Source organism: Pseudoduganella chitinolytica (genome assembly GCF_029028125.1).
GTDB classification, from domain to species: domain Bacteria; phylum Pseudomonadota; class Gammaproteobacteria; order Burkholderiales; family Burkholderiaceae_D; genus Rugamonas; species Rugamonas chitinolytica.
On the sequence record NZ_CP119083.1, the window covers coordinates 4,363,442 to 4,388,304 of the forward strand.

At 67.9% G+C, this 24,863-nt stretch carries 21 protein-coding genes; 3 read left to right on the forward strand and 18 right to left on the reverse strand.

Annotated elements, in window-relative coordinates; all coding sequences use genetic code 11:
• The 10 genes from PX653_RS19340 to PX653_RS19385 all read right to left on the reverse strand — a co-directional run bounded on the left by PX653_RS19340 (window position 1) and on the right by PX653_RS19385 (window position 10,769).
• Window positions 1-543, reverse strand: coding sequence for a hypothetical protein (locus PX653_RS19340; protein ID WP_277414367.1), 543 nt, complete (start codon window positions 541-543; stop codon window positions 1-3).
• A 21-nt stretch (window positions 544-564) separates the two neighbouring features.
• Window positions 565-1,098 (reverse strand): hypothetical protein, encoded by a 534-nt coding sequence (locus PX653_RS19345; protein ID WP_277414368.1) that lies wholly within the window; start codon window positions 1,096-1,098, stop codon window positions 565-567.
• Complete coding sequence (locus tag PX653_RS19350; protein WP_277414369.1) at window positions 1,095-1,613, reverse strand: MDR/zinc-dependent alcohol dehydrogenase-like family protein; 519 nt, start codon at window positions 1,611-1,613, stop codon at window positions 1,095-1,097. The genes PX653_RS19345 and PX653_RS19350 overlap by 4 nt, the downstream gene beginning before the upstream one ends.
• A complete protein-coding gene (locus PX653_RS19355; protein ID WP_277414370.1) occupies window positions 1,601-2,212 on the reverse strand; it encodes a quinone oxidoreductase family protein in 612 nt (203 codons plus the stop codon). The genes PX653_RS19350 and PX653_RS19355 overlap by 13 nt, the downstream gene beginning before the upstream one ends.
• Entirely contained in the window at window positions 2,212-3,630 is a 1,419-nt protein-coding gene (locus PX653_RS19360; protein WP_277414371.1) for an MATE family efflux transporter, read from the reverse strand. The genes PX653_RS19355 and PX653_RS19360 overlap by 1 nt, the downstream gene beginning before the upstream one ends.
• Window positions 3,627-6,098, reverse strand: coding sequence for a lantibiotic dehydratase (locus PX653_RS19365; RefSeq protein ID WP_277414372.1), 2,472 nt, complete (start codon window positions 6,096-6,098; stop codon window positions 3,627-3,629). The genes PX653_RS19360 and PX653_RS19365 overlap by 4 nt, the downstream gene beginning before the upstream one ends.
• A complete protein-coding gene (locus PX653_RS19370) occupies window positions 6,095-7,297 on the reverse strand; it encodes a hypothetical protein (protein WP_277414373.1) in 1,203 nt (400 codons plus the stop codon). Before PX653_RS19370 ends, PX653_RS19365 begins: the two co-directional genes overlap by 4 nt.
• A gap of 10 nt (window positions 7,298-7,307) precedes the next feature.
• The gene (locus tag PX653_RS19375; protein ID WP_277414374.1) at window positions 7,308-8,924 is read right to left on the reverse strand and encodes a YcaO-like family protein; all 1,617 of its coding nucleotides are present in this window, start codon (window positions 8,922-8,924) and stop codon (window positions 7,308-7,310) included.
• Window positions 8,921-10,231: a hypothetical protein gene (locus PX653_RS19380; protein WP_277414375.1), complete on the reverse strand. Its 1,311-nt coding sequence runs from the start codon at window positions 10,229-10,231 to the stop codon at window positions 8,921-8,923. Before PX653_RS19380 ends, PX653_RS19375 begins: the two co-directional genes overlap by 4 nt.
• Window positions 10,232-10,607: 376 nt before the next feature.
• Entirely contained in the window at window positions 10,608-10,769 is a 162-nt protein-coding gene (locus PX653_RS19385) for a thiopeptide-type bacteriocin (protein ID WP_277414376.1), read from the reverse strand.
• A gap of 250 nt (window positions 10,770-11,019) precedes the next feature.
• Between PX653_RS19385 and PX653_RS19390 the strand changes: the two genes are divergently transcribed.
• From PX653_RS19390 to PX653_RS19400, 3 genes are read left to right on the forward strand one after another with little or no spacing between them, the layout of a single operon-like run.
• A complete protein-coding gene (locus tag PX653_RS19390) occupies window positions 11,020-11,700 on the forward strand; it encodes a thiol:disulfide interchange protein DsbA/DsbL (RefSeq protein WP_277414377.1) in 681 nt (226 codons plus the stop codon).
• 12 nt (window positions 11,701-11,712) lie between these two features.
• Complete coding sequence (locus PX653_RS19395) at window positions 11,713-12,990, forward strand: efflux RND transporter periplasmic adaptor subunit (protein ID WP_277414378.1); 1,278 nt, start codon at window positions 11,713-11,715, stop codon at window positions 12,988-12,990.
• Between the two features lie 23 nt (window positions 12,991-13,013).
• Window positions 13,014-13,685, forward strand: a complete 672-nt coding sequence (locus tag PX653_RS19400; protein ID WP_277414379.1) for an ABC transporter ATP-binding protein — start codon at window positions 13,014-13,016, stop codon at window positions 13,683-13,685.
• A gap of 1 nt (window position 13,686) precedes the next feature.
• Here PX653_RS19400 and PX653_RS19405 read toward each other — a convergent pair whose 3' ends face one another.
• The 8 genes from PX653_RS19405 to PX653_RS19440 form a co-directional block, all read right to left on the reverse strand.
• Entirely contained in the window at window positions 13,687-15,237 is a 1,551-nt protein-coding gene (locus tag PX653_RS19405) for a tetratricopeptide repeat protein (RefSeq protein WP_277414380.1), read from the reverse strand.
• The gene (locus PX653_RS19410) at window positions 15,234-17,456 is read right to left on the reverse strand and encodes an EAL domain-containing response regulator (RefSeq protein WP_277414381.1); all 2,223 of its coding nucleotides are present in this window, start codon (window positions 17,454-17,456) and stop codon (window positions 15,234-15,236) included. Before PX653_RS19410 ends, PX653_RS19405 begins: the two co-directional genes overlap by 4 nt.
• 12 nt (window positions 17,457-17,468) lie before the next feature.
• Window positions 17,469-19,604: an HDOD domain-containing protein gene (locus PX653_RS19415; RefSeq protein WP_277414382.1), complete on the reverse strand. Its 2,136-nt coding sequence runs from the start codon at window positions 19,602-19,604 to the stop codon at window positions 17,469-17,471.
• Window positions 19,605-19,824: 220 nt separating this feature from the next.
• Window positions 19,825-21,111, reverse strand: a complete 1,287-nt coding sequence (locus PX653_RS19420; RefSeq protein WP_371876357.1) for a multidrug effflux MFS transporter — start codon at window positions 21,109-21,111, stop codon at window positions 19,825-19,827.
• 71 nt (window positions 21,112-21,182) lie between these two features.
• Window positions 21,183-22,406 carry a THUMP domain-containing class I SAM-dependent RNA methyltransferase gene (locus tag PX653_RS19425; protein WP_371876358.1) on the reverse strand — a complete coding sequence of 408 codons (1,224 nt, stop codon included), beginning with the start codon at window positions 22,404-22,406 and terminating at the stop codon, window positions 21,183-21,185.
• Between the two features lie 110 nt (window positions 22,407-22,516).
• Complete coding sequence (locus PX653_RS19430) at window positions 22,517-23,122, reverse strand: 2-hydroxychromene-2-carboxylate isomerase (protein WP_277414383.1); 606 nt, start codon at window positions 23,120-23,122, stop codon at window positions 22,517-22,519.
• Between the two features lie 12 nt (window positions 23,123-23,134).
• Entirely contained in the window at window positions 23,135-23,563 is a 429-nt protein-coding gene (locus PX653_RS19435) for a CopD family protein (RefSeq protein WP_277414384.1), read from the reverse strand.
• Between the two features lie 8 nt (window positions 23,564-23,571).
• On the reverse strand, window positions 23,572-24,849 hold the full coding sequence (locus tag PX653_RS19440; RefSeq protein WP_277414385.1) for a glutamate-5-semialdehyde dehydrogenase: 1,278 nt from the start codon (window positions 24,847-24,849) through the stop codon (window positions 23,572-23,574).
• Between the last annotated feature and the right edge of the window lie 14 nt (window positions 24,850-24,863).

The following is a 24,863-nucleotide window of genomic DNA, read 5'->3' on the forward strand; positions in this document are numbered from 1 at the left end:
TCATTGCGATGAGGCGGCCAGCGAGATCTGCCCGGCGCCCAGTTCCGTGCGCAAGGTGACGCCTTCCGGACGGAGGCGCGCGTCCAGCTGCGCGCCGAACAGCCAGCTGCGCCGTACGCCCGGCAGGCCGAAGATGTCGCCGGCCCGGACCCGGGCATGGACCGTCGCCAGCTGCCGTACCGCCGACCCCGCGAAGTCGATCTGGCCGGCGGCCATGTTGACGTGCAGCGTGCGGCTCCACGCGGGATTCAGCCGTAGTTCGCCATACGGTTCGCCATAGGGCTTGCCATACCGGTCGCCCTGGCAGTGCGGCGCGCCGGACCGGATCTCGAACGTGCCGTCGCCCCGGTCCACCACCGCCAGCGACGGCGTGCAGCTGCCGGGAACGTCCAGCGCGACGACCTGGAACGTCTCGACCGTGTCGTCCATGTGGATGACGAAGTGGCCGCGCCCCAGTTCGAAGGTCACGGCCAGGGCACTGCCCGGCAGGGCGGCGGCGGACATCAGTCCGGCCATCGCCGCGGCACGCTTGGTGAGTTTCATCTCGTTCTCCTCGGGTTGGGGTCAACGTACGGCGATACCGCCGTAGGTCACCCGGATCGCCAGCGTGCAGCAGCCCCGCTCGCGACTGGCGGCGGCTTCGGCCCCCACCAGCCACTTGCGCGTCGCCTGCCACGGCAGGTCGGGCCGCCCGCCGCTGATGCCGCCCACGCGGGTGGCGAAGCGCAGCTCGCGGTAGTTGTCCAGCCCCGCCCCTGTCAGCGTGACGCCGCCGGCGGTCAGTTCCAGCTCGAACGACGTCGACGCCGCCATGCGCAGCGTGAAGATCGTGCCCTCGTAGTCGCCCGTGCCATGACAGCTGCGCACGTGCCGCGCCGTCGTGACGTCGCCCTCGCGCACGATGGCCACCTCGGGCTGGCATTTGCCCTGGGCGCGGTACGTCAATTCGAACGGCGCCGCCATCGGCTCGTCGACCAGTTCCAGCTCGACGCCGCCCGCATCGATGCGGATCAGTTGCGGCGCGTTCGTTACCGCCTGCACGGCCTGCGCCGCCGTGCTGCCCGCCAGCGCGGACCAGATCAGCCACTTCGCCATCATGCATCCTCCCCGGAATACGCGAACACCACCTTGCCGTTGCGGCCGCGGGCCAGGTAGGTCCGCTCCACGAAATGCGCCAACCCGCCGGTGCCGACGACGGCGTCCAGCGGCACGTGCAACCGCCCTGCCGCGTAGTCGCCCAACGCTTCCTCCAGGTCGCCCGTCGTACCGAGGTTGTTGCCGACCAGGCTGAGGTTCTTGCGGATGATCAGGCTGAACACCTCGTCCAGCGGCAGGCCCTGTTCCATGAACGCGTCCGGAACGTCCTCGCCGAACTGCTGGTAGACGCCGCAGGTCAGGTAGCTGCCGCCGCGCCGCAGGTGACGCACCAGCTTGCGCAGGTAGATGTCCATGAACGGATCGATCACGGCATCGAACTGCGCCAGGTCGTGCGCCGCCAGGTAGGCCTGCAGCAGCGGCTCGGCCGGCGCACCGCGCGCCAGCACGCAGCAGTCGCGCACGCCCAGCGCCCGCAGCGCCGGCACGCTGGCGGCGGACGTCGTCAGCGCGTGCACGTCGTGCCCCGCGCCACCAGCGCCGCGATGGCAAACAGCGAAGTGTTCGACGACGCGGCCGTGACAGCGATCTGATCCCCCCGCGCTGCGCGCAGCCGCCGCACCAGCGCATACGCGGTCTGCGCGCCCACGCTGAAGGCGGCTGCCGTCGCAAATGGCATCGTGGCGGGGAAGCGCATCAGCTTCGCCCGCGGCAGCACCTGCAGTTCCTGCGACGCACGCTGCGTCGACAGGCCCGGATGCGCATCCGTCGCATCGACCGCACCGTTGCCGAACACCCGGTCGCCCGGGCGCAGGTCCGCCACCGCCGCGCCCACCTTGACGACGGTGCCGGCAAACTCCGAGCCCAGCACGAGGTAGCCGCCGCCTTCGCGCCGCGCCGCCTGCAACAGCCTGCCCTTCTCGCGGTAATTGCACGAGAACCCATGCACGCGCACCAGCACGTCGTGCGCATGGGCCGGATCGGCCGGCTCCAGGTCGATGTCGGGCCGCTGCACCAGCGCGAAGTGGACGCCGGTGCCGTGCAACACGGCGTGGCAGGCCTCCAGCGCCTGCACGTGCGAGGCGGTCCGTTCGCCCATTGCGATCAACGCTCTCATCACAGCGCTCCCGCCAGCTTGCCGGTATCCGGCGTCGCCTCGGCTTCCCGCTCGCCCGCCCACTCCCGCTCGAGGCCCTTTTCCTTGCGCACGTAGTAGAGGTAGAAGCCCACGAAGATCAGCACGTCCGACACCGATTCAGCATAGGCGGCAAGCGTCAGGCTGCCGCCGAACGCCATGCGGATGACGATCACGGGCACCAGGTTGCACAGGTACATGGACCAGATGGTCAGCAGCAGCGTGCCGCGCGTGTCGCCCAGGCCGATGATGGCGAACAGGAACGGGAAGGACGCCATCAGCACCGCCCACGGGATCGACGTGATGCGCACGTAGCTGATGGCCCGCGCCGCGATATCGGGATCGGCGACGAAGAAGTGGATGAAGTACGGCGCCAGCAGGATGAACGGGATCATCGGCAGCGCGGCCAGCACGAACGTGCCGCTGGCCATCCAGCGCACGCCGACCTTGATGTTGGCGAGCTTGCGCCCGCCCGCGTTCTGCGCGGTGAACGGGATGATGGTGGCGATGGCACTCATCAGGACGGTCTGGAAGAAGCCCGTCACGTACTGCGTCACCGTCACCGCTTCCAGCGTGCCCGGCTCGTAGAACGAGAACAGCAGGAACAGCAGGTAGAACGACAGGCTGAGTGAGAACGAGTTCAACGTCTCGGCGCCGCCCAGGCGCACCAGTTCGCCCCACTGCTTGAACAGGCGGCGCGGCACGAAGTCGATCCCCAGGCGGAACGGGAATACCTCATGGCGCACCATGTCCCGGCGCAGCACCAGCAGGCCCGCGATGCGCGACACCATCAGCGCCGCGGCCGACGCTTCCAGTGCGCCGACGCCGACCCGTGCGGCCAGCCAGATGAACGCGGGGCACAGCAGCACGCTGCTGACGAACGTGACGATCTTGAAGCGGCGGATCACGGAAACCGCTCCCGCCATGCGCGCCAGCAAACCGCCGTAGAGGTGGACGATGACGAACAGGTAGCCATACCAGTACACGTTCAGGTAGGACAGCACCTGCTCCTTGACGAGCGGCTCGACACCGAAGATGGAGATCAGGTATTGCGTGCAGAAGCGCCCCGTGACGGCGATGACGACGGCGATGACCACCGCCACGCCGAAGCCGAAGTTCAGCAGGTACCTGGCCTGCTCGTGGTCCTTGCGCCCGAAGGCCTGGTTCGCATACACGTACACGGCGGCCAGGAGGCCGCTGAACAGCGCTTCCAGCAGGGATACGGAGGCGACCGCGATGCGGAACGTGGCCGGCAATTGCTGCAGTTCCGTCATCGCCAGGAGCCAGCCCAGCGCGACGAACATGCCGATATAGTCGAGGATCGAGAACAGCATCATCGGCACGGAAAAATTGAACAGGGATTTGCGGACGTCGTCCGCGGTGAAGTCGATGTTCGTCATGGCATGTCCCCTGGTTGGTCGGTCGATTCGAAAAGCACTTCGTGGGCGTAGCGTTGGCCGTCATGGCGGGCGCGATCGTCGGCCGCATCCGGCAGCATCTCCTCGATCGACAGCAGCGCGAAGGCGGTATTGAAGATGCGCCCGATGGCGCGCGCCATCAGCGGCGCGCTGAAGTCCACGAACAGCGGCTTCTTGGCGTTGCTGACATCGCGCTCGAGCACCAGCGCGGCATCGTGGCGGCGCACGAAGACGCGCTGCGGGATGCCATGGCCGCGGCGCCACGCATCGAGACGGCGGAACCAGGCGAAAGCCTCTTCGCCGGCGGCGCGTACCGGCAGGCAGGCCTTCGGCACCCACCACTGCTCGCGCGACAGCACGATGTCGCGGTAGCGCACCCGGGCGATGCGCGTGACGTCGGTCGGGGCGGCGTCGCTGACCACCTGGTGCACGCCGAAGCGGAAGGCGAAATAGCGCGGCGCATCGGCCATGCCCAGTTGCAGCAGCTGCTCCAGCAGTTTCGGATACAGCTCGCGGGTAAACAGGCCGCTTTGGCGCAGTGCCAGCGCTTTGCCGGTATGGCGGTCCAGCACCTGCGGATAAGGCGCTCCTTCCGGCCAGGACAACGCGAGGTCGGTCAGTGCGAGGTCGCCGGGTCCAGCCGCGGCGGCAACATCGAGCCGGATGCGGCGGCCACAGAGACGCGGCCGCGCCGCCGTGTTGAAGCCGAAGGTGTCATAAAAGTCGCAGGCATCGGCGAGCGCCCTGCCGTAGCTGGCGCGGCAGGCCTGCAACACGGCGTCGTCCGCCGCGAACGTGAAGAAGCGCGAGAAACAGCGCAGGTAGCCGCTGTCGATGTTGTTGAGCACGAAGCTGCCGCCGCACAGGTGGCCGTAGACGGCGAAGGGCCGGCCAGCAGCCGGTGTCGATCGCACCGGTGCCAGCACGATCTCGCTCTCGTCGCGGCGAGCCCAGATCTGCCGGTACAGCGCCAGGATCGGCAATGCCGCGCGCGCCGGTTCGCTGGACGCGGGCGGCGTGGCCAGGCAACGCTGCATCAGCTCATGGAACGCGAACACGTCCACGGTCGTGCCGGGTGGCAGTGCGGCGCGCAGCGCGGCCAGTTGCGCGTCGTCGAACCCGCTGTGGAAGTTCACGCCCAGATAGTGCGTGACGAATTCACCGACCTGTTGTGCGTAGCGGGCCAGCTCGGCGCCATCCAGCGGCGCCAGGTCGGGCAGGCTGCTGTCGTGGTACACCAGCCCAGCCGTTTTCACCAGCGGGCAGTCCAGCAATCCCGCCAGCCGCGCCATATCGGCATGCACGCGGTCCAGCGCTGCCAGCAAGGCTGCGCCGGCCAGGCCACCCAGGCTGGCGCAAGCAGCCGCCATCTCGTCCAGCGCCTGCGCCACGGGCCGCGCGGCCCGGTCGTCGCCCGCCACGCGCCGGGCGATCGCGCGGAACTGCTCCAGCAGGTCGCCGCCTTCGTCGTCCAGCGCAGGCGACACTTGCAACAGCCCGGACACCAGCCATTTCTCCAGCAGCGCGCCGGGATCGGCACCGGCCGGCAGGCGTTGTGCCAGCACGGGCCAGGGCAACCAGCCTTGCGCATCGGCGCCTTCGGTAAACAGCGCTGTCGATTTCAGGCGGGCCGTGGCGAACGTGGTGCGGTAGGCGTAGTACGCCGGCTGGTCGGCGAACAGGTAGGCATGCTGGCCGTCCGCGCGGAGGGCGCGATGATCCGTCAACCGGAAGCGGCAATGGTCGCGGTGGCGCAGCACGAAGCGGTCGTACAGCTTGAAGAAGCCGGCCCGGTCCAGGCTGTAGCGGCCGGCCGTGGCGCGGCCGGCCAGCAGCGTGCCATCCGGCGCATCGGCCAGCGGCGCGAACCCTACCGACGTGAAGGTCGAGAACGGGCTGACCTTGACCGCGGCCCGCGTCAGGTATCGGTAAATGGTTTCCTCGTCGTTCAGCGCCTTCTTGTCGCCAAACGCGGTCGCCCTGGCGTAGGCCAGGGCCGTGTCGTGCAACTGGGCGCGCGTGAGCGCCATCGCCTGCAGGAACAGGGGCGCGCCGGCCAGCGCCTGCGCACTGGCCCGGGATGCTTCCAGCTGCTGCCGGAACAACGTTGCCAGCGACGCCTGCTGGCGCTCGATGGCGGCGGCCTGTGTGTGCCATTGGCGCAGCAGTGCGTCGCCCTCGAGCAGGTCGGCATGACGTTGCGCGATGTCGGCCAGGGTCTTGCCCTGGTGGATGGCGCGGCGCAGGTCGATATAGCGGCGGTAGCGCGCGCCGTCGGCGGCCGCCAGCGCATGCAGGCGCTCGCACGCGGCCTGCCGCAGCGGGATCAATGCCGCCTCGGCCTGCGCGAGGGCGGCGGCCGCCGCTTCGATGGGCGCGGAGCCTGTCAACGCGTCCAGCGCATCGAGCGGCAGGTTGTTGGCGCGCACGACGGCGTAAGGCACCATCATCGCAGTACTCCCCAGGCCTCGCGGCAGCGGTTGCGGGCCACCAGCAGGCCGTAATAGGCGCGCTGGCCGTCGGCACAGGTTTGCAGCAGGTGGTCGATGGCAAGCTGGTCGTAGCTGCGGAACGGACGCCCCACGAGGCCATGCCCGCTCAGGTGGCGTATCAGCTGCTGGTTCAGGTAACCGAGTGACATGTTCATCTCCGTGAAGGTTGCGTCGTTACAGTGGAAGGCCAGTTGGTCCACGCACAGGAACAGCACGGCGGGAACGGTCCTGAAATTGAAGTTGTCGTAGTTGTAGGCGCGGCCGCAGGCATCGACGGGGTCGCGCGGATCGATGCACGTCGGCGCACCGTCGCTGGCCCGGTAGACACCAGCGGCGACATCCTTACCGGCGCGCAGGCACAGGCGCACTTCGATCCGGGGAGCCCGCGGCAGGATCTGCGCCAGCGCTGCCTGCGCGGCGTCCAGTGCGCCGTACAGCGCGTCCAGCCCCGCTGCATCGAGCACGTGCGGGGCGGGATGAAAGCCGCCGTGGAAGCGGCCGCTGTTGCGTTCGCGCGCGTAGCTGCGGTGCGTCGCCAGCGCAGCCTCCCAGTCGGGCAGTGCGCCGCCGTCATGCACTTCCAGGCGCAGCGCGCGCGGACCCACGACCGGCACGATGCGCAGGCCGGCGCTGCAAGCCAGCGCCGCCAGCTCGGCGAGGAAGTGGCCCGCTTCGAGCGCGAACAGCGCCTTGCGGAACAGGTTGTAGAGCGGTGCATACACCGTGAAGTCGGCGCGCAGTTCCAGGGCAAGCGTGCCGGCTGCCCCGCTGCCGTCGCGCCGCAATTGCAGCCGGCGCATGTCGACCTGCCAGCGCACGCCCTGTTCCAGCAGCGCGAAACGCAGCGGGTAGTACGCCCGGGGTGACGGGTAACTGGCGTGCAGGCCGTAGCCGGCACACGGCGTCACCGTCATCGGCTGGTGTACCTGCAGCAGCACCGCCAGCAGCCGCTCGCGCGGGCCGGCTGGCAGGGCCGTCCCCGTGACGACGGCGCGGAACAGCGGCGCCAGGTCGACGGTTTCAGTGTCGTCCACAGGCGGCGCGCCGTGCTGGAACGCCTGTTCGAAGGCGTCCAGGGGCAGCGTGCCCGTGCTGCCCTGGGCCTGCGCCAGGTAGCGGAAGCTGAATTCGTCGATCGCGCAGCGACCTGTCGCCATGTCGTTCATGTCAGCCCAGCGGATGCAGTAAGGGATGGGACAGGTCGGCGTTCGCGTCGACCCATGGGCAATGCCGCGCGGCGCGGGCCAGCCGTCCGGGCGGCAGGCACAGGGGCCGGTCGCCGAACGTCAGCGGCAAGGTGCCCGGCATGAAGACACGGGCGGCATGCAGGCCAAGCGCGCACAAGCCGGGTGGCGTGACGTCCGCCACGACCGGTTCAAAGCCCGCCTGCAAGGCGCGCTCGCACAGCATGTCCCAGGCGGCGGCCGGACCGCGCAGGGCCGCCTGGGCGCTGGCGGCGTGCGTGGCCGTGAAGTCCCGCCACGCCAGCGTCGGCGTGGCGTTGGCGAGGAAATCGAAATGACGGCGCTGGCCATGCTGGCCGTAGTACTGTGCCTGGGCGCTGTCGCGCAGATGTTCCAGGTGGCCGTCGCCATGCCGTTGCCGCTGCCGTGCCAGGTTGTGCTCCGTGATGCCGGCCAGCGAATGGGCCTCGCCCAGCGCCGCGGCCATGGCCTCGTGCGGATCGGGGTGGCAGGCCGCCGTGACGAAGGCGCCCAGGCGCTCGTCGCCCCGGCCCAGCAACAGCACCAGCACGGCCGGCAGCGCGAACTCCGTCGTGATGTCGAAACAGCACACCGTGTAACCCGCCAGTTCCAGCAGCGCGTGCAATTGGCGCAGCGGCGCGCTGTCGATGCTGGCGGCGACGAAGCGGGGCGGCGTGGAACGGCTGTACCACGCCAGCAGCAGCGCATCGCGCTCGATCAATTCCAGTGCCCCGAACAGCGCGGCTTCCATGGCCGAACTGCCCAGCGCGCAGCCGTTGCTGTTCTGGCAGTGGCTGAAGGCCTGGTCCGGCTGCAGCAGGTAGTTGATCATCTGCAGGGGCAGCCAGCGCTGCGTGTCCGCGTGCACCAGGCGGCAGGGCAGCCAGTGCATGGGCCGGCGCGGGTCGAAGCCGGGGAACAAGGTCGCTGCCTGCGCCGGCGGCACCGCCATCACCTGGTCCGGCCGCCAGGCTGCGGTGCCCAGGTCCACGTGGCGGGCGCGGCACGCTCCCGGCGGCACGATGCTGGCGGCCCAGCGTTCGCAATATTCCAGCACGGCGCCGCGCATGCGCTGCCGGTCCGTGCCGCCGCGGCCGATCCCCAGCAAGCCAGTCGCCGGCTGGTAGCAATGGTGATGGTCGCCGGCGGGGCTGGCCTGCAGCACGAGTGCCTGCGCCGAGGCGTTGCCGAAGGCGCGCAAGGCGCCATCGATATCCGCCGTCCCGGCCCGGCAGCCGCGCCCCTCCGATGGCGGCAGCGCAGCTGTGCGCGGCGCCGGGAAATACCGCTTGGTGAAAGCACCTCGCAAGTACAGATAAACGCAACCCGGTTCCGGCTCCTGGGTGGCCAGGCGCGCCAGCAACGCTGCCAGTTGCGCCTGCAGCATGGCGTTCCAGCGCCACTTTCGATGGAACGCGGGGAAGGCGGCAAATTCGCCGGCGAATGCGGCGAGCCGCGCACGCTCTTGCGCATCGGCGGCTGGCAGCAGCGCCAGCGTTGCCGGCGTCGCCAGCACGCCGACGGCACGTGTTCCCGCCGCGCGCCGCGTGAAACTCGCCAATTGGGCCAGGTCGCTCATGCCGGCTCTCCCGGCTGCAGCGGTTCGTCCGGCAGCACGATATCGCGGCCGTTGACATGGCCTTGCCACAGTGCGCCGTACAGCGCCAGCAGGCCCGCCTCGCGCTGCGCCGCAGCGGGCACGCCATCGTGCGGCAGGTAGATCGCGACGGCGCCGCCGCGCAGGACGGTACAGCGCGGCCACGGCGCGCCATCCAGTGCCGCCTCGGACCATTGAACCGGCTCGCCGTAGGTCGCGGCGATGCAGAAGCCCAGGTAGTGTTCACGCGCGGACAGCTCCGGCGCAGGGCCTGCCGCCGGCGCTGCGGCGCGCAGGGGCGCCACGGCCGCCGCGGCAACGTCCAGCTGCGCCAGGTAGTGGCCGACGGCGGCCCGTTCATCCGCATCCGTATGGCTGAACCAATGCCGCTGCCCCGCGGCCAGTTGCAGCAGCGCGCTGGACACGCATCGCGCGCGCGTCATGCCCGCGCCGGCCAGCACCACCGGATCGGCACGCCCCGGCAGGCAGGCCTCGAGCGTGTACAGCTTCAGGCAGCCGCTTTCCGGCGTGCGTTCGACGGGAGGTCGCAGCGGCGCAAGCGGGGTGCACGCCAGCTCTTCGATCCGTTCGGCCACCACGATGGCACCCGTTGCGCCGGCGTTTGCCGCATCGAACGGCGCCAGTGGGTACAAGCCGGCGCTGTTCAGCGGCACGTCCGCATCCAGGCCGAAATGCAGGTAGCGGCGCGGCGCCAGCGGCCGCACGCCGCACAGGTCGTCAAAACAGATCATCGCGGCGGTGGCACCGGCACACAGGCCGTCGGGTGGCGCCAACCGCGTGTCGCCACGGCGCGCGGGCAGCAATGCCAGGTCGCTGCCGTGCAGCGCGCACAACTGGCCCTGCGCGGCAAAGGCGACAAGGTGCCGTGCGGCGGGCAACGCGGCCAGCAACCGTTCGAACGGTGCGGACGCGTCGTCCGCGACCTGCACGACATACGTGTACCCGGCCTCGGGCGCGGCGACGATGTCGAGGCGCGCGTCGGGCCAGCGCGCCAGCTCGGCAAAGGCTGCCTGCAGCTCGTGCGGCTGCCAGTCGCCGCCCGTGGGCAGCACGGCCAGGCGCCGCACGCCCAGGCAGGCCAGCGTCTTGATCGCACTGTGCAGCGCGTAGCCGCCGGCAGCGAGCAGGATGCGGGCGGCATCGAAGCGGCCGAATGCCGCCGCGCTGTCGTTCACGAACGAGCGCAGATACAGCAGGGAATCGTGGACAGGTTGCAAGCGAGCATCGGCGTCCGGTGCATCGAGCTGGAAGGCGGCCGATCTGGCCAACAGGAATTCTAGAAATTTCAGCAAATAGCCGCGATAAGCGGACGGTATCTGTTCCATCACGGCGCCCAATGGCCGGGCTCCGTCCAGCAGGTCGCAGAACCGGTAGACATAATGAATGCAATCCGACTGCAATCGAATAATATAATTCGCGCCCGCATATTGAACATGCATGCGGTCTTCCGCATTGCGCAGGAAAATGTCCGGCCTGATCGAATAAATACGATCCAGGCTTGATTCAATAGTCGACATTATCTCTGCTCCAGGACTAAAACCGACGATCGGTGAACGCCGCTCCCCGTCCGGCAGGAGCGGCGTTCAATTTCCGGCACACGACATCTGGCGCCTCACATGCGGCACCGGAAACCGGACCCGGCTATCAGCAGCCGCGTGCCAGCATGACCGCCTGCTTGCTGCAGGTCGAACCGGCGCAGATGGTCGAGGAAGCGCCCATTTCTTCCATGGCGGTCGCTTCGGTGGTTTCCAGGATTTCGAAATCGAAGTCGATGTCCAGGTCGACGGTGGTTTCAGCGTTTTGCATGTGAGTCTCCTTGAGGATTGGATTAAAGGTTAAGCACTGGTTAGTGCAAGGCAAGCCTAATCCCGATTTTTTTAATCACCAAGCGAATATGCAAAACTCATACAAACATCTGAAATTTCGTGAACATCGCGGCGTAGCCTGACGATCCATAACATCAGGGATTATTGCGGCATCGGGCTACTAATAGTGATGCCGGTTTTATCATTTCCAGGTCTCAATATGCATCTGGGCAAAGATTGAAGGATTAGTCATGCAACTTTCGAAAAGGCACTTTTTGCTGGCGGCCGGCGCCCTCGTCGGCACGGCCGTCCTGTTGAACGTCGCCAGCGCGCCGGCGGACGAGGCTCGCCCCTACCTGGTCCTGGATGCGCCCACGCCGCCGCCCGGCCCCGTCGAGGTCATCGAGTTCTTCTGGTACAGCTGTCCGCACTGTTATCACTTCGAGCCGGCGCTGCGCGACTGGGTGGTGCGCCAGGGCGACGGCATCGTGTTCCGCCGCGTGCCCGTCGGCATGCGCGTGCAGCAGTTGCCACAGCAACGCATGTACTACGTGATGCAGGCGCTGGAGATGGGCGAACCGGCCAGCGCGGCGTTGTTCCGCCAGATCCACGAAGGCCAGCAGCACCTCGATACCGAGGCTGCGCTGGCCGGCTTTGCGGCCAAGGCAGGCATCGCGCCGCAGCGCTTCCAGGCCGCCTGGCGATCCGCCGCCGTGCAGCGGCAGGTCGATGCCGCCACGCGCCTGCACACGTCGATGCAGGTGGCCAGCGTGCCGGCCGTCGTGATCGGCGGGCGCTACCTCACGTCCCCGGCAATGCTGAGCGCAACGATGCCGATGTGGAACCAGACGGCCGCGATGGGCCATGCGGCCACGCTGCGGACCATGGACACCCTGCTGGCGCGCGCCCGCCAGGACCGCGTCGCGCAATGACGGGAGCACGTCATGAATGCACCTCGCGAATCGATCGATATCACGGGCGCCGGCATGGACGTGCGCCGCGACCGGCCGCACCGCGCCTGGCAGCCCTGGGCCGCCGCTGCCGCCGCCCTCGCCCTGCTGGCGGCGCTGGGCTGGAGCCTGGCGCCGCGCGGACTGCGCGTGGCCGCCGACAGCGTACGAGTGGCCACCGTGCAGCGCGGCGTGTTCACGGACGACGTCATCGTCCGCGCCAATGCCGAGGCATTGAACCAGGTGCTGCTGGATGCCGTCGAAAGCGGCCGCGTGGAGGAGGTCTACGTGCGCGATGGTGCGCAGGTGCGCAAGGGCGACCTGCTGTTCCGGCTGTCGAACTCACAACGCCGCATGGAACTGCTGCAGCGCGAGTCCGAACAGGCGCAGCAGCTGTCGAACCTGGCCAACCTGCAGGTGACGTTCCAGGTCGCGCGCAACCAGCACGACGACCGCCTGGCCGACTTGCGCTTCGACGTCACCCAGGCGGACAAGCAGTATCGCCGCAACCGTGAACTGGCGGCGCGGGGCTTCATCTCGGTCGTGGCGCTGGACGAATCGGCCGACAAGCTGGAACAGGCACGCCAGAAGCTGCGCACGCAGCAGCATGGCGGCAGTGCGGAGTTCGCCGTGCGCGACCAGGCCATGGGGACGATGCTGGGGGCCATCCGCCGGCTCGAGTCGGGCATGCGGCTGGCCCATGCCACCATCGACGGCCTGGCCCTGCGCGCACCGGCCAGCGGCCGCCTGGCCGACTTCGACCTGCAGGTCGGCCAGGCGGTGCGCGCCGACCAGCGCGTGGGCCGCATCGACGACGCCCAGTTCAAGCTGATGGCGCAGATCGACGAGTACTACCTGAACCGCGTGGCGCCGGGACGGCGTGGCATCGCGACGCTGGATGGGGTCGACTATGCGGTGGAGGTCAGCCGGGTCTACCGCCAGGTCAAGGAGCGCCGCTTCAGCGCCGAACTGCTGTTCCTGCGCCAGCCGGCCACCCTGCAACCGGGCATGAGCGTGGACGTGCGGCTGACGCTGGGCGAGCCCCAGCAGGCGCTCGTGCTGCCGGCCGGCGCCTACCTGAACGACGCCGGGGGCGCCTGGGTCTATGCGCTGTCCGCCGACGGCCGCGTGGCAAGCCGGCGCGCCGTGCAGACCGGGCGCCGCAACGCGCACCAGGTCGAAGTACTGGGCGGCCTTGCCGCCGGCGAACGCGTCATCGTGTCGGCATACGCGCCATACGGCCAGGCCGAACGCCTGCGACTGCAGCAGTGAACCCTTTTATCCCAGGAGCGCATATGATCAGATTGTCCCGCCTGAGCAAGGTCTACGCCACCGACGAGGTGCTGACGACCGCGCTGTGCGACATCGACCTGTCGATCGAGACGGGCGACTTCGTCGCCATCACCGGGCCTTCGGGCTGCGGTAAATCCACGTTACTCAGCCTGCTCGGCTTCCTCGACGTGCCCGATTCGGGCGAGTACTGGTTCAAGGGCAGCAACGTGGCCGGATTGCCGGAACCGCAGCTGAACGCCATGCGGCGCGGCGGCGTGGGCTTCATCTTCCAGAACTTCAACCTGATCGACGAGCTGACCGTCTACGAGAACATCGAACTGGCGTTGAAGTATTCGGGCAAGCCGGTGCACGAGCGGCGTCAACGCATCGAGGCCGTGCTGGAGAAGCTGGGGGTACTGCATCGGCGCAACCACCGGCCATCGCAGCTTTCGGGCGGACAACAGCAGCGCGTGGCCATCGCGCGCGCGCTGGTGGCCGAACCGAGCCTGTTGCTGGCGGACGAACCGACGGGGAACCTGGACTCGGCACACGGCGAGGAAGTGATGCAGATCCTCGACAGCATCAATGCCGAGGGCACGACCATCGTGATGGTGACGCACTCGCCGGAACATGCGGCGCGGGCGCGGCGCACCGTGCGGCTGCACGACGGCCGCATCCAGCCGACGCTGAACTGACTCAGGTCGCCAGCACGGACGGCAGCGGCACCAGCGCGCCGCCCAGGCGCGCGTTGGCCTCGCGCAGATAGCGTCCGGCGGCCGCTTCGCCGTTGCGCTCGGCCAGCGCGAACCAGTAGCTGGCCTGCGCCATGTCCGGCGCCGTGCCCTGGCCGGCAAGGTACATCAGGCCGACGTTGAGCTGGGCACGGGCATGGCCCTGCTGCGCGGCCTTGCGGTACCAGCCGAAGGCCTGCGTAAAATCGCGTGCCACGCCCTGGCCGTTATCGTGGCGCAGCGCCAGCGTGAACTGCGCCAGCGCGTGGCCCTGCTCGGCCGCCTTGCGGTACCAGCCATTGGCCAGTTCCACGCTCGGCGCGGGTCCGTCGTCGCGGTCGTGCAGCAGGCCCAGGCTGTACTGCGCGGGGGCGTAGTCCTGCTCGGCCGCGCGCTGGTACCACGCCAGTGCCGCGCGCAGGTCCGGTGCCACGCCGCGCCCCGTCTCGTAGCGCAGCGCCAGCTCGAAGCGGGCCCGCAGGTGACCCTGCTCGGCCGCCTTGCGATACCAGTCGATGGCCGCGCTTTCGTCGCGCGGCACGCCGTTGCCGCTGTCGTACAGCAGCCCCAGGTGGTACTGGGCGGACGGGAAACCCTGCAGCGCCGCCTTGCGGTACCAGTCGGCCGCCACCGCGTAATCCTGCGGCACGCCCTGGCCATGCTCGTGGCGCTGGCCCACGTTGTTCTGTGCCGCCGCATGGCCTTGCGCGGCCGCGCGCAGGTACCACTCCATGGCCTGGCGCTCGTCGCGCGGCACGCCGTGGCCGTTGTCGTAGATGAGACCGAGGTTGAACTGCGAGCTGACGTGGCCCTGCTCAGCCGCGGCGCGGTACCAGCGGATGGCCTGCACGCTGTCCTGCGCCACGCCGTCGCCCTTGTCGTAGCGCAGCGCCAGGTTGAACTGGGCGGGCCCATGGCCCTGCTGCGCCGCCTGGCGCAGCCAGTCGATTGCCTGCGCGCCGTCCTGCTCGACGCCGTCGCCCTTGTCATAGCGCAGCGCCAGGTTGAACTGGGCCCGCGCGTAGCCCTGCACGGCGGCCTTGCGGTACCAGTGCACGGCCAGCGCGACGTCCTGCGGCACGCCCTTGCCCGTCTCGTACATCATGCCCAGGTTGTTCTGCGCGCCCGGGTCGCCCTGCTCGGCGGCCTGGCCGAACCAGTGGCGCGCCTGCTCCGTGTCCTGCGCCAGGCCGTGGCCCTTGGCGTACAGCCAGCCCAGGTTGTACTGCGCGGCCGCATAGCCCTGCTCGGCCGCCAGCCGGTACCAGCGCGCCGCTTCGGCGAAATCGGCCGCCACGCCCTGCCCTTTCTGGTACATCACACCCAGGTTGTACTGGGCGTGCGCCAGCCCCGCATTGGCGGCCTGGCGGTACCAGGCCATTGCCAGCTCGTGGCTTTGCGGCACGCCGTCGCCATTGAAGTACTTGAAGCCCAGGCTGTGCTGGGCCTGCGGCACGCCCTGTTCGGCCAGGGCCTTGATCCGCACGTACTCGCCGGAAGACGCGGCAGCGGTCATGCCTGGATGGCGATCAGCGGCGCCGGCTCGGCGGGCACGCGGTTCTGGTCCTGTGCGTGCAGCACGTGGATGAACGACGTCAGCGACATCGGCCGGTAGTACAGGTAGCCCTGCATCGTGGTGCAGCCGTTGGCCTGCAGGTAGCGCGCCTGCACTTCCGTCTCGACGCCCTCGGCCACCAGGTGCAGGCCGAGGCCGCGCGCGATCGAGATGATCGCCAGGATCACCGGGTAGTGGCCGTTCTCGTCATGGATCTCCTTGACGAAGCTCTGGTCGATCTTGATCGTGTGGATCGGGAAGCGGTGCAGGTAAGCAAGCGAAGAATAACCGGTGCCGAAATCGTCGATGGCGACCGACACGCCCAGCTGGCACAGTTTATTGAGCTGCTCGATCGCGTAGTGCGGGTTGCGGATGCAGATGTTCTCCGTGATTTCCACTTCGATCTGCGCCGGCGAGATGCCGTAGCGCGTCAGCGCGCCGCGCATCTTCTCGAAGAAGTCGCCCCGGTCCAGGTACTGCGGCGACAGGTTCAGCGACAGCCGGATCGTGTCGCCGCCCGCCTCGTTCCACAGCAGCAGGTCGCGGCACAGCGCGCCCAGCATCCAGTCCGAGATCGGCAGCATCAGGCCGTTCTCCTCGGCGAACGGCAGGAACTCGCCGGCCGACAGCAGGCCACGCTGCGGATGGTTCCACCGCATCAGGCCTTCGGCGCCGATGATGCGGCCAGTGGCCATGTCGATTTGCGGCTGATAATACATCTCCAGCTCGTTGTTCTCCAGCGCGCGGCGCAGCGCCTGCTCCAGCGCGATCTTCTGGTGCGATACATCCAGCATCGAGCAGTGGTAGAAGGCGTGGCCGTTCTTGCCCAGTGCCTTGACCTGGTACATGGCGATGTCCGCATGGCGCAGCAGCTCGTCGATGGTCTCGCCATCGCCCGGATAGACGGCGATGCCGATCGATGCCGAGATATGGACGACGTGGCCGTCCAGGTCGAACGGCTTCTGCAGGCACTCGAGGAACTTGTCCGCGACAGCCTTGGCGTCGGCGCGGTCGCGCAGTTCCGGCAACACGATCGTGAACTCGTCGCCACCCTGGCGCGCCAGCGTGTCGCCCTTGCGCAGGCATTCCTTCAACCGCAACGCGGCCTGCTGCAGCAGCTCGTCGCCCTTGACGTGGCCCAGCGTGTCGTTGACCAGTTTGAAACGGTCCAGGTCCACGAACATCACGGCCAGCTCCGTCAGCTTGCGCTTGGCCTGGATCACGGCCAGCCCAAGGCGGTCCTTGAACAGCATCCGGTTCGGCAGGTCGGTCAGGATGTCGTGGTAGGCCTGGTAGGAGATCATCTCCTCGGCGCGCTTGCGGTCCGTGATGTCGCGCGCCACGCCGTAGATGCCGGGCACGCCCGGCCTGCGGCCACCTTCCGCATCGGGGATGTGCATGCCCAGCGCGTTGAGCGAGATCGCCATCAGCGTGTTGCTGAAGGTGCGCTCGGCGCTGCCGTTGCCCGTGTTGCACTTCAGGCGCAGCTCGACGCTGCGCGAGGCGCGGTCGTCCAGGCGGCGTTCGGAGAACACGTACTTGGCACGGTCCAGGTCCTCGTCGTGCACGACGATGGAGTAGTGCTTGCCGATCAGCTCTTCGCGCGTATACCCCAGCAGCTGGTAGGCGCGGTCGTTGATGAACGTGAAATGGCCTTCGTGGTTCAGCGTGTAGATGATGTCCGGCGAGCTGTCCACCAGGTAGCGGTACATGCGCTCGGAATTTTCCAGGCGCTGCGCGATGCTCTGGTTGTCCACGGCCAGGCGGCGCTTCTGCAGCGCGTTCTCCACCGTCTTCAAGAGCTCCTCGCGGCTGTACGGCTTGCGCAGGTAGTCGTAGGCACCGCGCTTCAACGCGCCGATGGCGGCCTCGATGCCGACGTCGCCGCTCATGACGATGACGTCGCAGTCGATGCCGCGCGCGTTGATGTAGTCCATGATCTCGTGCCCGCTCATGTCCGGCAGGCGCAGGTCCAGCAGCACGAGGTCGAACTGCAGGCGATTCAGCTGCGCCAGCGCCTCGCTGCCGCAGGTGGCCGTGACCAGGTGGTACTGGCGCTCGCGCAGCAGTTCATACAGCGAGGACAGCAAGCGCGGTTCGTCGTCCACCAGCAGCAGGCGCGGAAAGAAGTCCGGTGGCGTCGCGCCGTGATCGTCGTTACCTGGAATATGCTCGTTCATCTTTGCCTTACTTCAATCCGTCAAACGCGCGGGAACGCCGGCGCCCGCCCTCTCGGTGCGCGCGGGCAGGAGAATTTCAAAACTGGTGCCGCCCTTGCCGCTGCGGCACGTGATCATGCCGTCCAGCTTGCGGACCAGGCCATGCACGATCGACAGCCCCAGCCCGTGGTGCTTGCCCTCCTTGCGGCTTGGCACGGCGCCAAACAGGTTCGCCAGCACCTCGGGCGGCAGGCCGGGACCGGAGTCGCCCACGACCAGTTCCACGTACAGCCGGCGCTCGCGGTTGACGTGACCGCGGTTGGCGATCTCGATGCGGCCGCCCTGCGGCATCGCCTCGACCGCGTTCTTGACGAGGTTGACGAGGATCTGCTTGAGCAGGTCGGCATCCCCCGCCACCTCGTTCGGTTCGTCCACCATGCGCACCAGCACCTGCACGGAGGCCGGCAGGAAGTCGGTGGCGCGGAACAGGCGCAGCACGTCGTCGACGACGCGGGCGACGTTCGCCACGCGGCCCGCGTCGGTCGGCTGCAGGTCGGCCAGGCCGCCGATCAGCTGGCCCACGCGGTCGATTTCCTCGTTCAGGATCGACATCTCGGCGACCACCGGTTCGCGCCGCGCCAGCTTCGCGTCCAGCACCGACAGGTAGTTCTTGATGATCGACAGCGGGTTGTTCACCTCGTGCAGCACGCGCCGGGTAGCGTCGCGATACTCGTCCGCCACGTGGGCGATCTGGCGCCGCGCATGGCCCCGCTCCGACAACGCCGTCTCCAGCGCGCTGGCGGCCTGGTTGCCGAACGCCTGCAGGAAGCGCTCGCGCTTGTGCAGGTCCGGCAGGCGCCATGCCTCCACGCCGCCGACCAGCACCCCCAGGCAGCGTTGGCCCGCCAGCAGCGGCACGCAGGCGATCGATTCGGTGCCGAGGATGCGGAACAGCTGCTCTTCGGCGATGCCCAGCGGCTGGGCGCCGTGCGTGGCCAGCATCACGCGGCGCTCCGCGGCGGCGCTGGCGACGATGCCGGGGCGGTCCAGCGCGATGGCGAATTGGGCCAGGCGCTGCTGGTGTTCGCCCGCCGCCACGCCCACCAGGGCCTGGCCGGTAGGGTTCTCCAGCAGGATCACGGCCGTGCCGAAATCGAACAGCACCCGCGCCGAACGCGTCATCGCTTCCAGCATGTTCGTCTCGCCCTGCTGGCGCGCGATCGACTGGCCCATCTCGGACACCAGCATCATGTTGCGCACTTCTTCCTGCAAGCGCTGCTGCACCGGATCGGCCGGCGGCATCGCGGCCGGCGGCGCCACGATCTCGTCGGCACCCGTCAGGTCGATACCGAGGTATTCGGCCGACTGGCGCACCTGGCGCGCGGCGGCCTGCATGATGCCGTCCAGCGCGTGCTCGCCGATGCCGCACAGGGCGGCCGCCTCGGCAACCAGGTCCGGCCGGTCGCCGTGATGGACCAGCAGGTGCGCCAGGCGCACGATGCGGATCAGCGGATGGGCCGACTCCAGCCGGGCCGCCGGCTCGTGGTGATACAGCACGCTGTCGGCCAGGAAGGAATCCAGGTGCCAGCGTTCGATCAGCCAGGCGCCTGCCTCCGTGTGCGTGATCTGCAGTGTGCGCTGCTCGATGGCGCACAGGTCGGCGTCGTCACGCGCGAGGAAGTTGGTGGCGTATTCGCGCGGCGCGGTGGCCAGCAGCGCCAGCCGGCCCACGTTGTGCAGCAGTCCCGCCAGGTAGGCTTCCTCGACGTGGGCGTAGTCCATCAGGCGTGCGGCGTCGCGTGCGACGACGGCCGCGCCCAGCGCATGCTTCCAGAACGAGCGCAGGTCGGTCCCGCCCGAATGGGGGAAGTTGTTAAACGTCTGGAACACGGACTCGCTGATGACGAGCGTCTTGATCATGTCCGTGCCAAGCGAGACAAGCGACTGCTCCAACCCGGCGCTGCGGTTGCCGCGCTGGTACGCGGAGCTGTTGGCGACGGCCAGGATCTTGCCCGTCATGCCTGCATCCTTGGCGATCAGGTCCGCCAGCTCCGGCATGCCGGCGTCGTCGGTCTGCAGCAGTTCGATCAGCTTGATCAGGATCTGCGGCATGGCCGGCAGCCTGGCGATCAACAGCCGATTGCGGATATCGTGGTCTGGTTGGTGCATCGTATCACTGGCGCCAGTGGACGTCCTCGGAGAAAAAGGCGGTCCTGCCAAGGTACGGCATGCCACCCGTCGAAATGCATATCGAACTGCTACCTGTCGAACTGCCAATATATGTTGCCAATATATTTACATAAGGCAACTAAACATTCATGGTAGCATAAATATACCTGCCCTTAGCGGGAAGGCAAATTTCGGGGCAAATTTTTTCCGTAAAAACGGCTTACTGTTGTTTGACGGTATCCAATGCCAGGCGCTGGCGATAGCCTCGTGCGGCCAGCCACAGCAACAAGGCTGCCGACGTGCAGACCAGCTGGCCCGTGGCCAGCCACAATACGGAACCGGCCAGTGCCGGCGCGACGACACCGGCAACGATGGCGCCGGCCAGCGTGGTCTCGAACGACTGGCAGGAGGCGACGGTGCCGCGGATGTGCGGGAACAGGTCCAGCGCCAGCAAGGTGGCGGCGGGGGCCACGACGGACATGCCGAAGGTATAGAAGAACAGTGGCACCATGCTCCAAGGGATCGACGGCGGCATGAACAGGTGGTACAGCACGTTGCAGCCGGCCGCCGCCAGCAGGAAGCAGAAGCCGATGCCGATCTGGCGCGAGAACGTCATCTTGCCGGCGATACGGTTCGCCACCAGCGCGCCCGTAAAGATGCCGCCCACGGACGGGATGAACAGCCACCCGAACTGGTCGGGCCCCAGGTGCAGTTGCGTCGGCAGGGTAATGGGGGCCGCCGTGATGTAGACGAACAGGCCGGCGAAGTTGAGCGCGACGACGCCCGACTTCAGGTGGAAAAGGGGGGAGCCGAGGATCTCGCGGTAGTTGTGCACCAAAAAGCGCGGATTGAACGGCTGGCGCTTGTGCAGCGGCAGCGTCTCCGGCAAGCGCCGCCAGCAGACGATGAACAGGCCCACGGCAAAGGCGAACAGGGTCAGGAAGATCGCACGCCAGTCCGTGTACTTGACGATGAAGCCGCCCATGATCGGCGCCACCGCGGGCGCGATCGAGAAGATCATCGTCACCATCGACAGCAGCCGGGCCGCCTCGGCATCGTGGTACAGGTCGCGGATGATGGCGCGGCCGACAACGACGCCGGCGCCCGCCGATATGCCCTGCAGCACGCGGAAGAACCACAGGTAATGCACGCTGTGCGCGGCGGCGCAGCCGACCGTGCCGATGGCGAACAGCACCAGCGACACGAGGATGACGTTGCGCCGGCCGAACCCATCGGACAAGGCGCCATGCCACAGCACCATCGCCGCGAACGACAGCATGTAGGCCGTCAGGCTTTGCTGCACCTCGATGGCCGACGCTCCCAGCGACGCCTGGATGTTCGGGAACGCGGGCAGGTAGGCGTCGATGCTGAACGGTCCCAGCATCGACAACCCTGCCAGCACCACGGCCAGGCCGCCCCGGCCCAGCGGCCGCATATGGGGCCGGGTGCGCGGTGGCACCGGCGGGACGGGATCGGGCGGGATATCGGGCGTGGTATCTGGCAGCATGCGGTCTATGGTTGTATCGATCGAATCCGGCGCGCCCGCCCGGAGGCAGCCACGCCGGTTGCCGCGTCAGGTCAGCTGCCCGACTGCGGCCCCTCCTTCGGCAGCGCCTCCTCGCGGCGGTTGAAGCCGGCCACCATGTCGAAGCGGAACAGGCGGCACTCCAGCGCACCGTTGAAGAATGGCGTCTTGCGCGATTCCTTCAGCCGCAGCAGCTTGGGCAGGCCCAGGTCGGCCGTGAACAGGTAGGCCGTCCAGCCGGCGAAGCGCTGCTTCAAGGTCTTGCTGAAATCGGCGTAGAACGATTTCGCCAGGTCGTCTTCCGGCAAGGTGCTGTCGCCCCGCACGCCGATCCGCTCGCCGTACGGTGGATTGGTCAGCAGGATGCCCGGCTGCGCCGTCGGCGCCTGCACCTGCTGCGCCTCGATCTGCTTCAACGGTACGTCGAACAGGATACCGGCATTCTTCAGGTTGTGGCGCGTCATTGCCACCATGTCGCCGGAGATGTCGGAGCCGAAGATCGTCGGTTCCGTCGGCAGCGGGTTGGGCTTGATGGCGGCCTTCATGTCCTGCCACGGGGCCGGGTCGAAGTCATGGAACTTCTCGAAGGCGAAACGGCGGCGCGCGCCAGGCGGCACGCCCTGCACCATCTGCGCGGCCTCGCACAGGATCGTGCCCGAGCCGCACATCGGGTCGAACAGCGGCATGCCGGGCTTCCAGCCGGACACGCGCAGCAAGCCGGCGGCCAGGTTTTCGCGCAGCGGCGCGTCGCCCGTCTCGGTGCGCCAGCCGCGCTTGAACAGCGCCTCGCCGGATGTATCCAGGTAGACGATGAACTGGCGCTGGTCGAGGAAGCCGGCGATGCGCATGTCCGGCTCGCGCGTGTCGACGGACGGACGCTTGCCGTACATGTCGCGGAAGCGGTCGCACACGGCGTCCTTGATCTTCAGCGTGGTGAACTCGATGCTTTTCAACGGCGACTTGATCGCGGTGACGTCGACGCGGATGGTGTGGTCGATGCCGAACCACTCCTCCCACGGCTGCGCCAGCACCAGGTCGTAGATGTCGTTCTCGTTCTGGTAGTGGCACACGCCCATGCGCATCAGCACGCGCGACGCGATGCGCGAATGCAGGTTGATGCGGTAGGCATCGTACAGGTCGCCCGAGCAGTGCACGCCGCCCGGCACCTGGTTGTGCACCTTCAGCGTGGGGCTGGCGGTGGTTTGTGCGATCTCGAGAAGCTCTTCGGCAAGCGCCGCTTCCATGCCGCGCGGGCATGGGCAAAAATAGGAAGTCATGGGGGTACCCTTTATCCGTTGTAAAAAAAAATGCCGACAGCGCGTTGCTGCCTTGTTTGACCCAGAGGCGTGAACCTGGGGCCTGACCCCGGCTCTTGCCGTTGGTGTTACTACTGTCCCGTGATGGCCCGTTCCAGGAAGTCCAGCCGGTCCTGGCCCCAGAAGCTTTCGCCTTCGTACACGTACCACGGCGAACCGAACACGCTGGCGGCCATCCCTTCGTCCGTGTTGCGGTCGTATTCGGCCTGCACGCTGGCCGTCTGCGCCGCTTTCAGCAGCTGTGCGCCATCGAGGCCGCAGTCGTTGGCGATGGCCGCCAGCGTGGCATCGTCGCCGATGTTCCGGTCCTCGGCCCACAGGCCGCGCATGATGGCGCCCGTCAGTGCCAGCCCCTGCTCCACGCCATGGCCCAGGCGCGCCGCGACGATCAGCTTCGCCGCCGCTTCCGGCGACACGGGAAAATACGTCGGCTGCGGGTTCAATGGTACGCCCAGGTACGCCGACCAGCGCGCCAGTTCCGTCAGCCGGTACGCCTGGCGCTGCGGCGCGCGCTTGGCCAGCGGCAGGCCGCCCGACGTGGCGAACACCTTGCCCAGGTCGAGCGGACGCAGGTCGATCGCCACCCCATGCTGGCGGCACAGCGCGACGAAGCGCTCATGCCCCAGGTAGGCCCACGGCGAATGGGACGCGAAGTAGTAGACGCAGCGCTTGCTCATGCGACGCTCCGGTCAGAACGGTTTGACGACCACGAGGATGACGATGACCAGCAGCAGCAGCACGGGCACCTCGTTGAACCAGCGGTAGAACACATGGCCACGCTGGTTGACGCCACGCTCGAATTTCTTCAGCAGCGAGCCGCACGCGTGGTGGTAACCCAGCACCAGCACGACGAACAGCAGCTTCGCATGCAGCCAGCCCGGCAGCTTCATGCCTTCCGGGCCGCTGTACTGCATCCAGGCCAGGACCAGACCGAACACGACGGCCGGCACGGCCAGCATCGTCGTGAAGCGGTACAGCTTGCGGCCCATCAGCAGCAGCCGCTCCGTCGTGGATCCCGGCGTTTCCAGCGCCAGGTTGACGAAAATGCGCGGCAGGTAGAACAGGCCGGCAAACCACGACGTGACGAAGACGATGTGCAGCGCTTTGATCCAGAGCATAAGCTTCCTTATTGGCGGATTTCGCCGTGACCGAACACGACGTACTTCAGCGACGTCAGGCCCTCCAGGCCCACCGGGCCGCGCGCGTGCAGCTTGTCGTTGGAGATGCCGATCTCCGCGCCCAGGCCATACTCGAAACCGTCGGCAAAGCGCGTCGAGGCATTCACCATCACGGACGCGGAATCGACCTCGCGCAGGAAGCGCATGGCGGCGCTGTAGTCCTCGGTGACGATGGCTTCCGTGTGCTTGGATGAGAACGTGTTGATGTGGTCCATCGCCGCCTCGATGCCGTCGACGATTTTCACGGCCAGGACCGGCGCCAGGTATTCGGTCGTCCAGTCTTCTTCCGTCGCGTGTGCCAGGTGCGGGTAGCCGGCAGCGGCGAGGATCGCATGGCTCTCGGCGTCCGCCCGCAGTTCGACCGATTCCGTCAGGTAGCGCTGCGCCAGTTGCGGCAGCAGCGCCGGCGCGATGGTCCGTTCCACCAGCAGCGTTTCCATCGTGTTGCAGGTGCCGTAGCGGTGGCACTTGGCGTTGAAGCCGATGTCCAGCGCCTTCGTCATATCCGCCTTGGCGTCGATGTAGACGTGGCAAATGCCGTCCAGGTGCTTGATCATCGGAACCGTCGCCTCGGCCATCAGGCGCGCGATCAAGCCCTTGCCGCCGCGCGGCACGATGACGTCCACATACTGCGGCATCGTGATCAAGGCGCCCACGGCCGCGCGGTCCGTCGTATCGACCACCTGCACCCCATCGGCCGGCAGGCCCGCCTCTTCCAGGCCCGCCTTGACGATGCGGGCCAGCGCGCGGTTGCAGTGGATGGCTTCCGAGCCGCCACGCAGGATCGTCGCGTTGCCGCTCTTGATGCACAGGCCCGCCGCATCCACCGTCACGTTCGGACGCGCTTCATAGATGATGCCGATGACGCCCAGCGGCACCCGCATCTGGCCCACCTGGATGCCGGTCGGGCGCACCTTCAGGTTCGATATCTCGCCCACCGGGTCGGGCAGCGCGACGATCTGGCGCAGCCCTTCGACCATCGTGGCGATGGCCTTGTCCGACAGCGCCAGCCGGTCCAGCATCGCCGGCGCCAGGCCGTTGGCGCGCGCCGCCTCCATGTCCTGCCCGTTGGCCGCGCGCAGCGCCGGCGCCTCGCGCTCGATCGCCGCGGCGATCAGCGTCAGCGCGCGGTTGCGCGTGGCGGTGTCGGCGCGGGCCATCGCGCGCGATGCGGCGCGGGCACGCCGGCCCAGTTGTTCCATGTATTCGGAGATTGCGGTATCCATTGCGGTATCCATCA

Coding starts and splice junctions, on each gene's coding strand:
- PX653_RS19340 (WP_277414367.1), bottom strand. CDS start 543: ATGAAACTCACCAAGCGTGCCGCGGCGATGGCCGGACTGATGTCCGCC.
- PX653_RS19345 (WP_277414368.1), bottom strand. CDS start 1,098: ATGATGGCGAAGTGGCTGATCTGGTCCGCGCTGGCGGGCAGCACGGCG.
- PX653_RS19355 (WP_277414370.1), bottom strand. CDS start 2,212: ATGAGAGCGTTGATCGCAATGGGCGAACGGACCGCCTCGCACGTGCAG.
- PX653_RS19360 (WP_277414371.1), bottom strand. CDS start 3,630: ATGACGAACATCGACTTCACCGCGGACGACGTCCGCAAATCCCTGTTC.
- PX653_RS19365 (WP_277414372.1), bottom strand. CDS start 6,098: ATGATGGTGCCTTACGCCGTCGTGCGCGCCAACAACCTGCCGCTCGAT.
- PX653_RS19370 (WP_277414373.1), bottom strand. CDS start 7,297: ATGGCGACAGGTCGCTGCGCGATCGACGAATTCAGCTTCCGCTACCTG.
- PX653_RS19375 (WP_277414374.1), bottom strand. CDS start 8,924: ATGAGCGACCTGGCCCAATTGGCGAGTTTCACGCGGCGCGCGGCGGGA.
- PX653_RS19385 (WP_277414376.1), bottom strand. CDS start 10,769: ATGCAAAACGCTGAAACCACCGTCGACCTGGACATCGACTTCGATTTC.
- PX653_RS19390 (WP_277414377.1), top strand. CDS start 11,020: ATGCAACTTTCGAAAAGGCACTTTTTGCTGGCGGCCGGCGCCCTCGTC.
- PX653_RS19395 (WP_277414378.1), top strand. CDS start 11,713: ATGAATGCACCTCGCGAATCGATCGATATCACGGGCGCCGGCATGGAC.
- PX653_RS19400 (WP_277414379.1), top strand. CDS start 13,014: ATGATCAGATTGTCCCGCCTGAGCAAGGTCTACGCCACCGACGAGGTG.
- PX653_RS19405 (WP_277414380.1), bottom strand. CDS start 15,237: ATGACCGCTGCCGCGTCTTCCGGCGAGTACGTGCGGATCAAGGCCCTG.
- PX653_RS19410 (WP_277414381.1), bottom strand. CDS start 17,456: ATGAACGAGCATATTCCAGGTAACGACGATCACGGCGCGACGCCACCG.
- PX653_RS19415 (WP_277414382.1), bottom strand. CDS start 19,604: ATGCACCAACCAGACCACGATATCCGCAATCGGCTGTTGATCGCCAGG.
- PX653_RS19420 (WP_371876357.1), bottom strand. CDS start 21,111: ATGCTGCCAGATACCACGCCCGATATCCCGCCCGATCCCGTCCCGCCG.
- PX653_RS19425 (WP_371876358.1), bottom strand. CDS start 22,406: ATGACTTCCTATTTTTGCCCATGCCCGCGCGGCATGGAAGCGGCGCTT.
- PX653_RS19430 (WP_277414383.1), bottom strand. CDS start 23,122: ATGAGCAAGCGCTGCGTCTACTACTTCGCGTCCCATTCGCCGTGGGCC.
- PX653_RS19435 (WP_277414384.1), bottom strand. CDS start 23,563: ATGCTCTGGATCAAAGCGCTGCACATCGTCTTCGTCACGTCGTGGTTT.
- PX653_RS19440 (WP_277414385.1), bottom strand. CDS start 24,849: ATGGATACCGCAATCTCCGAATACATGGAACAACTGGGCCGGCGTGCC.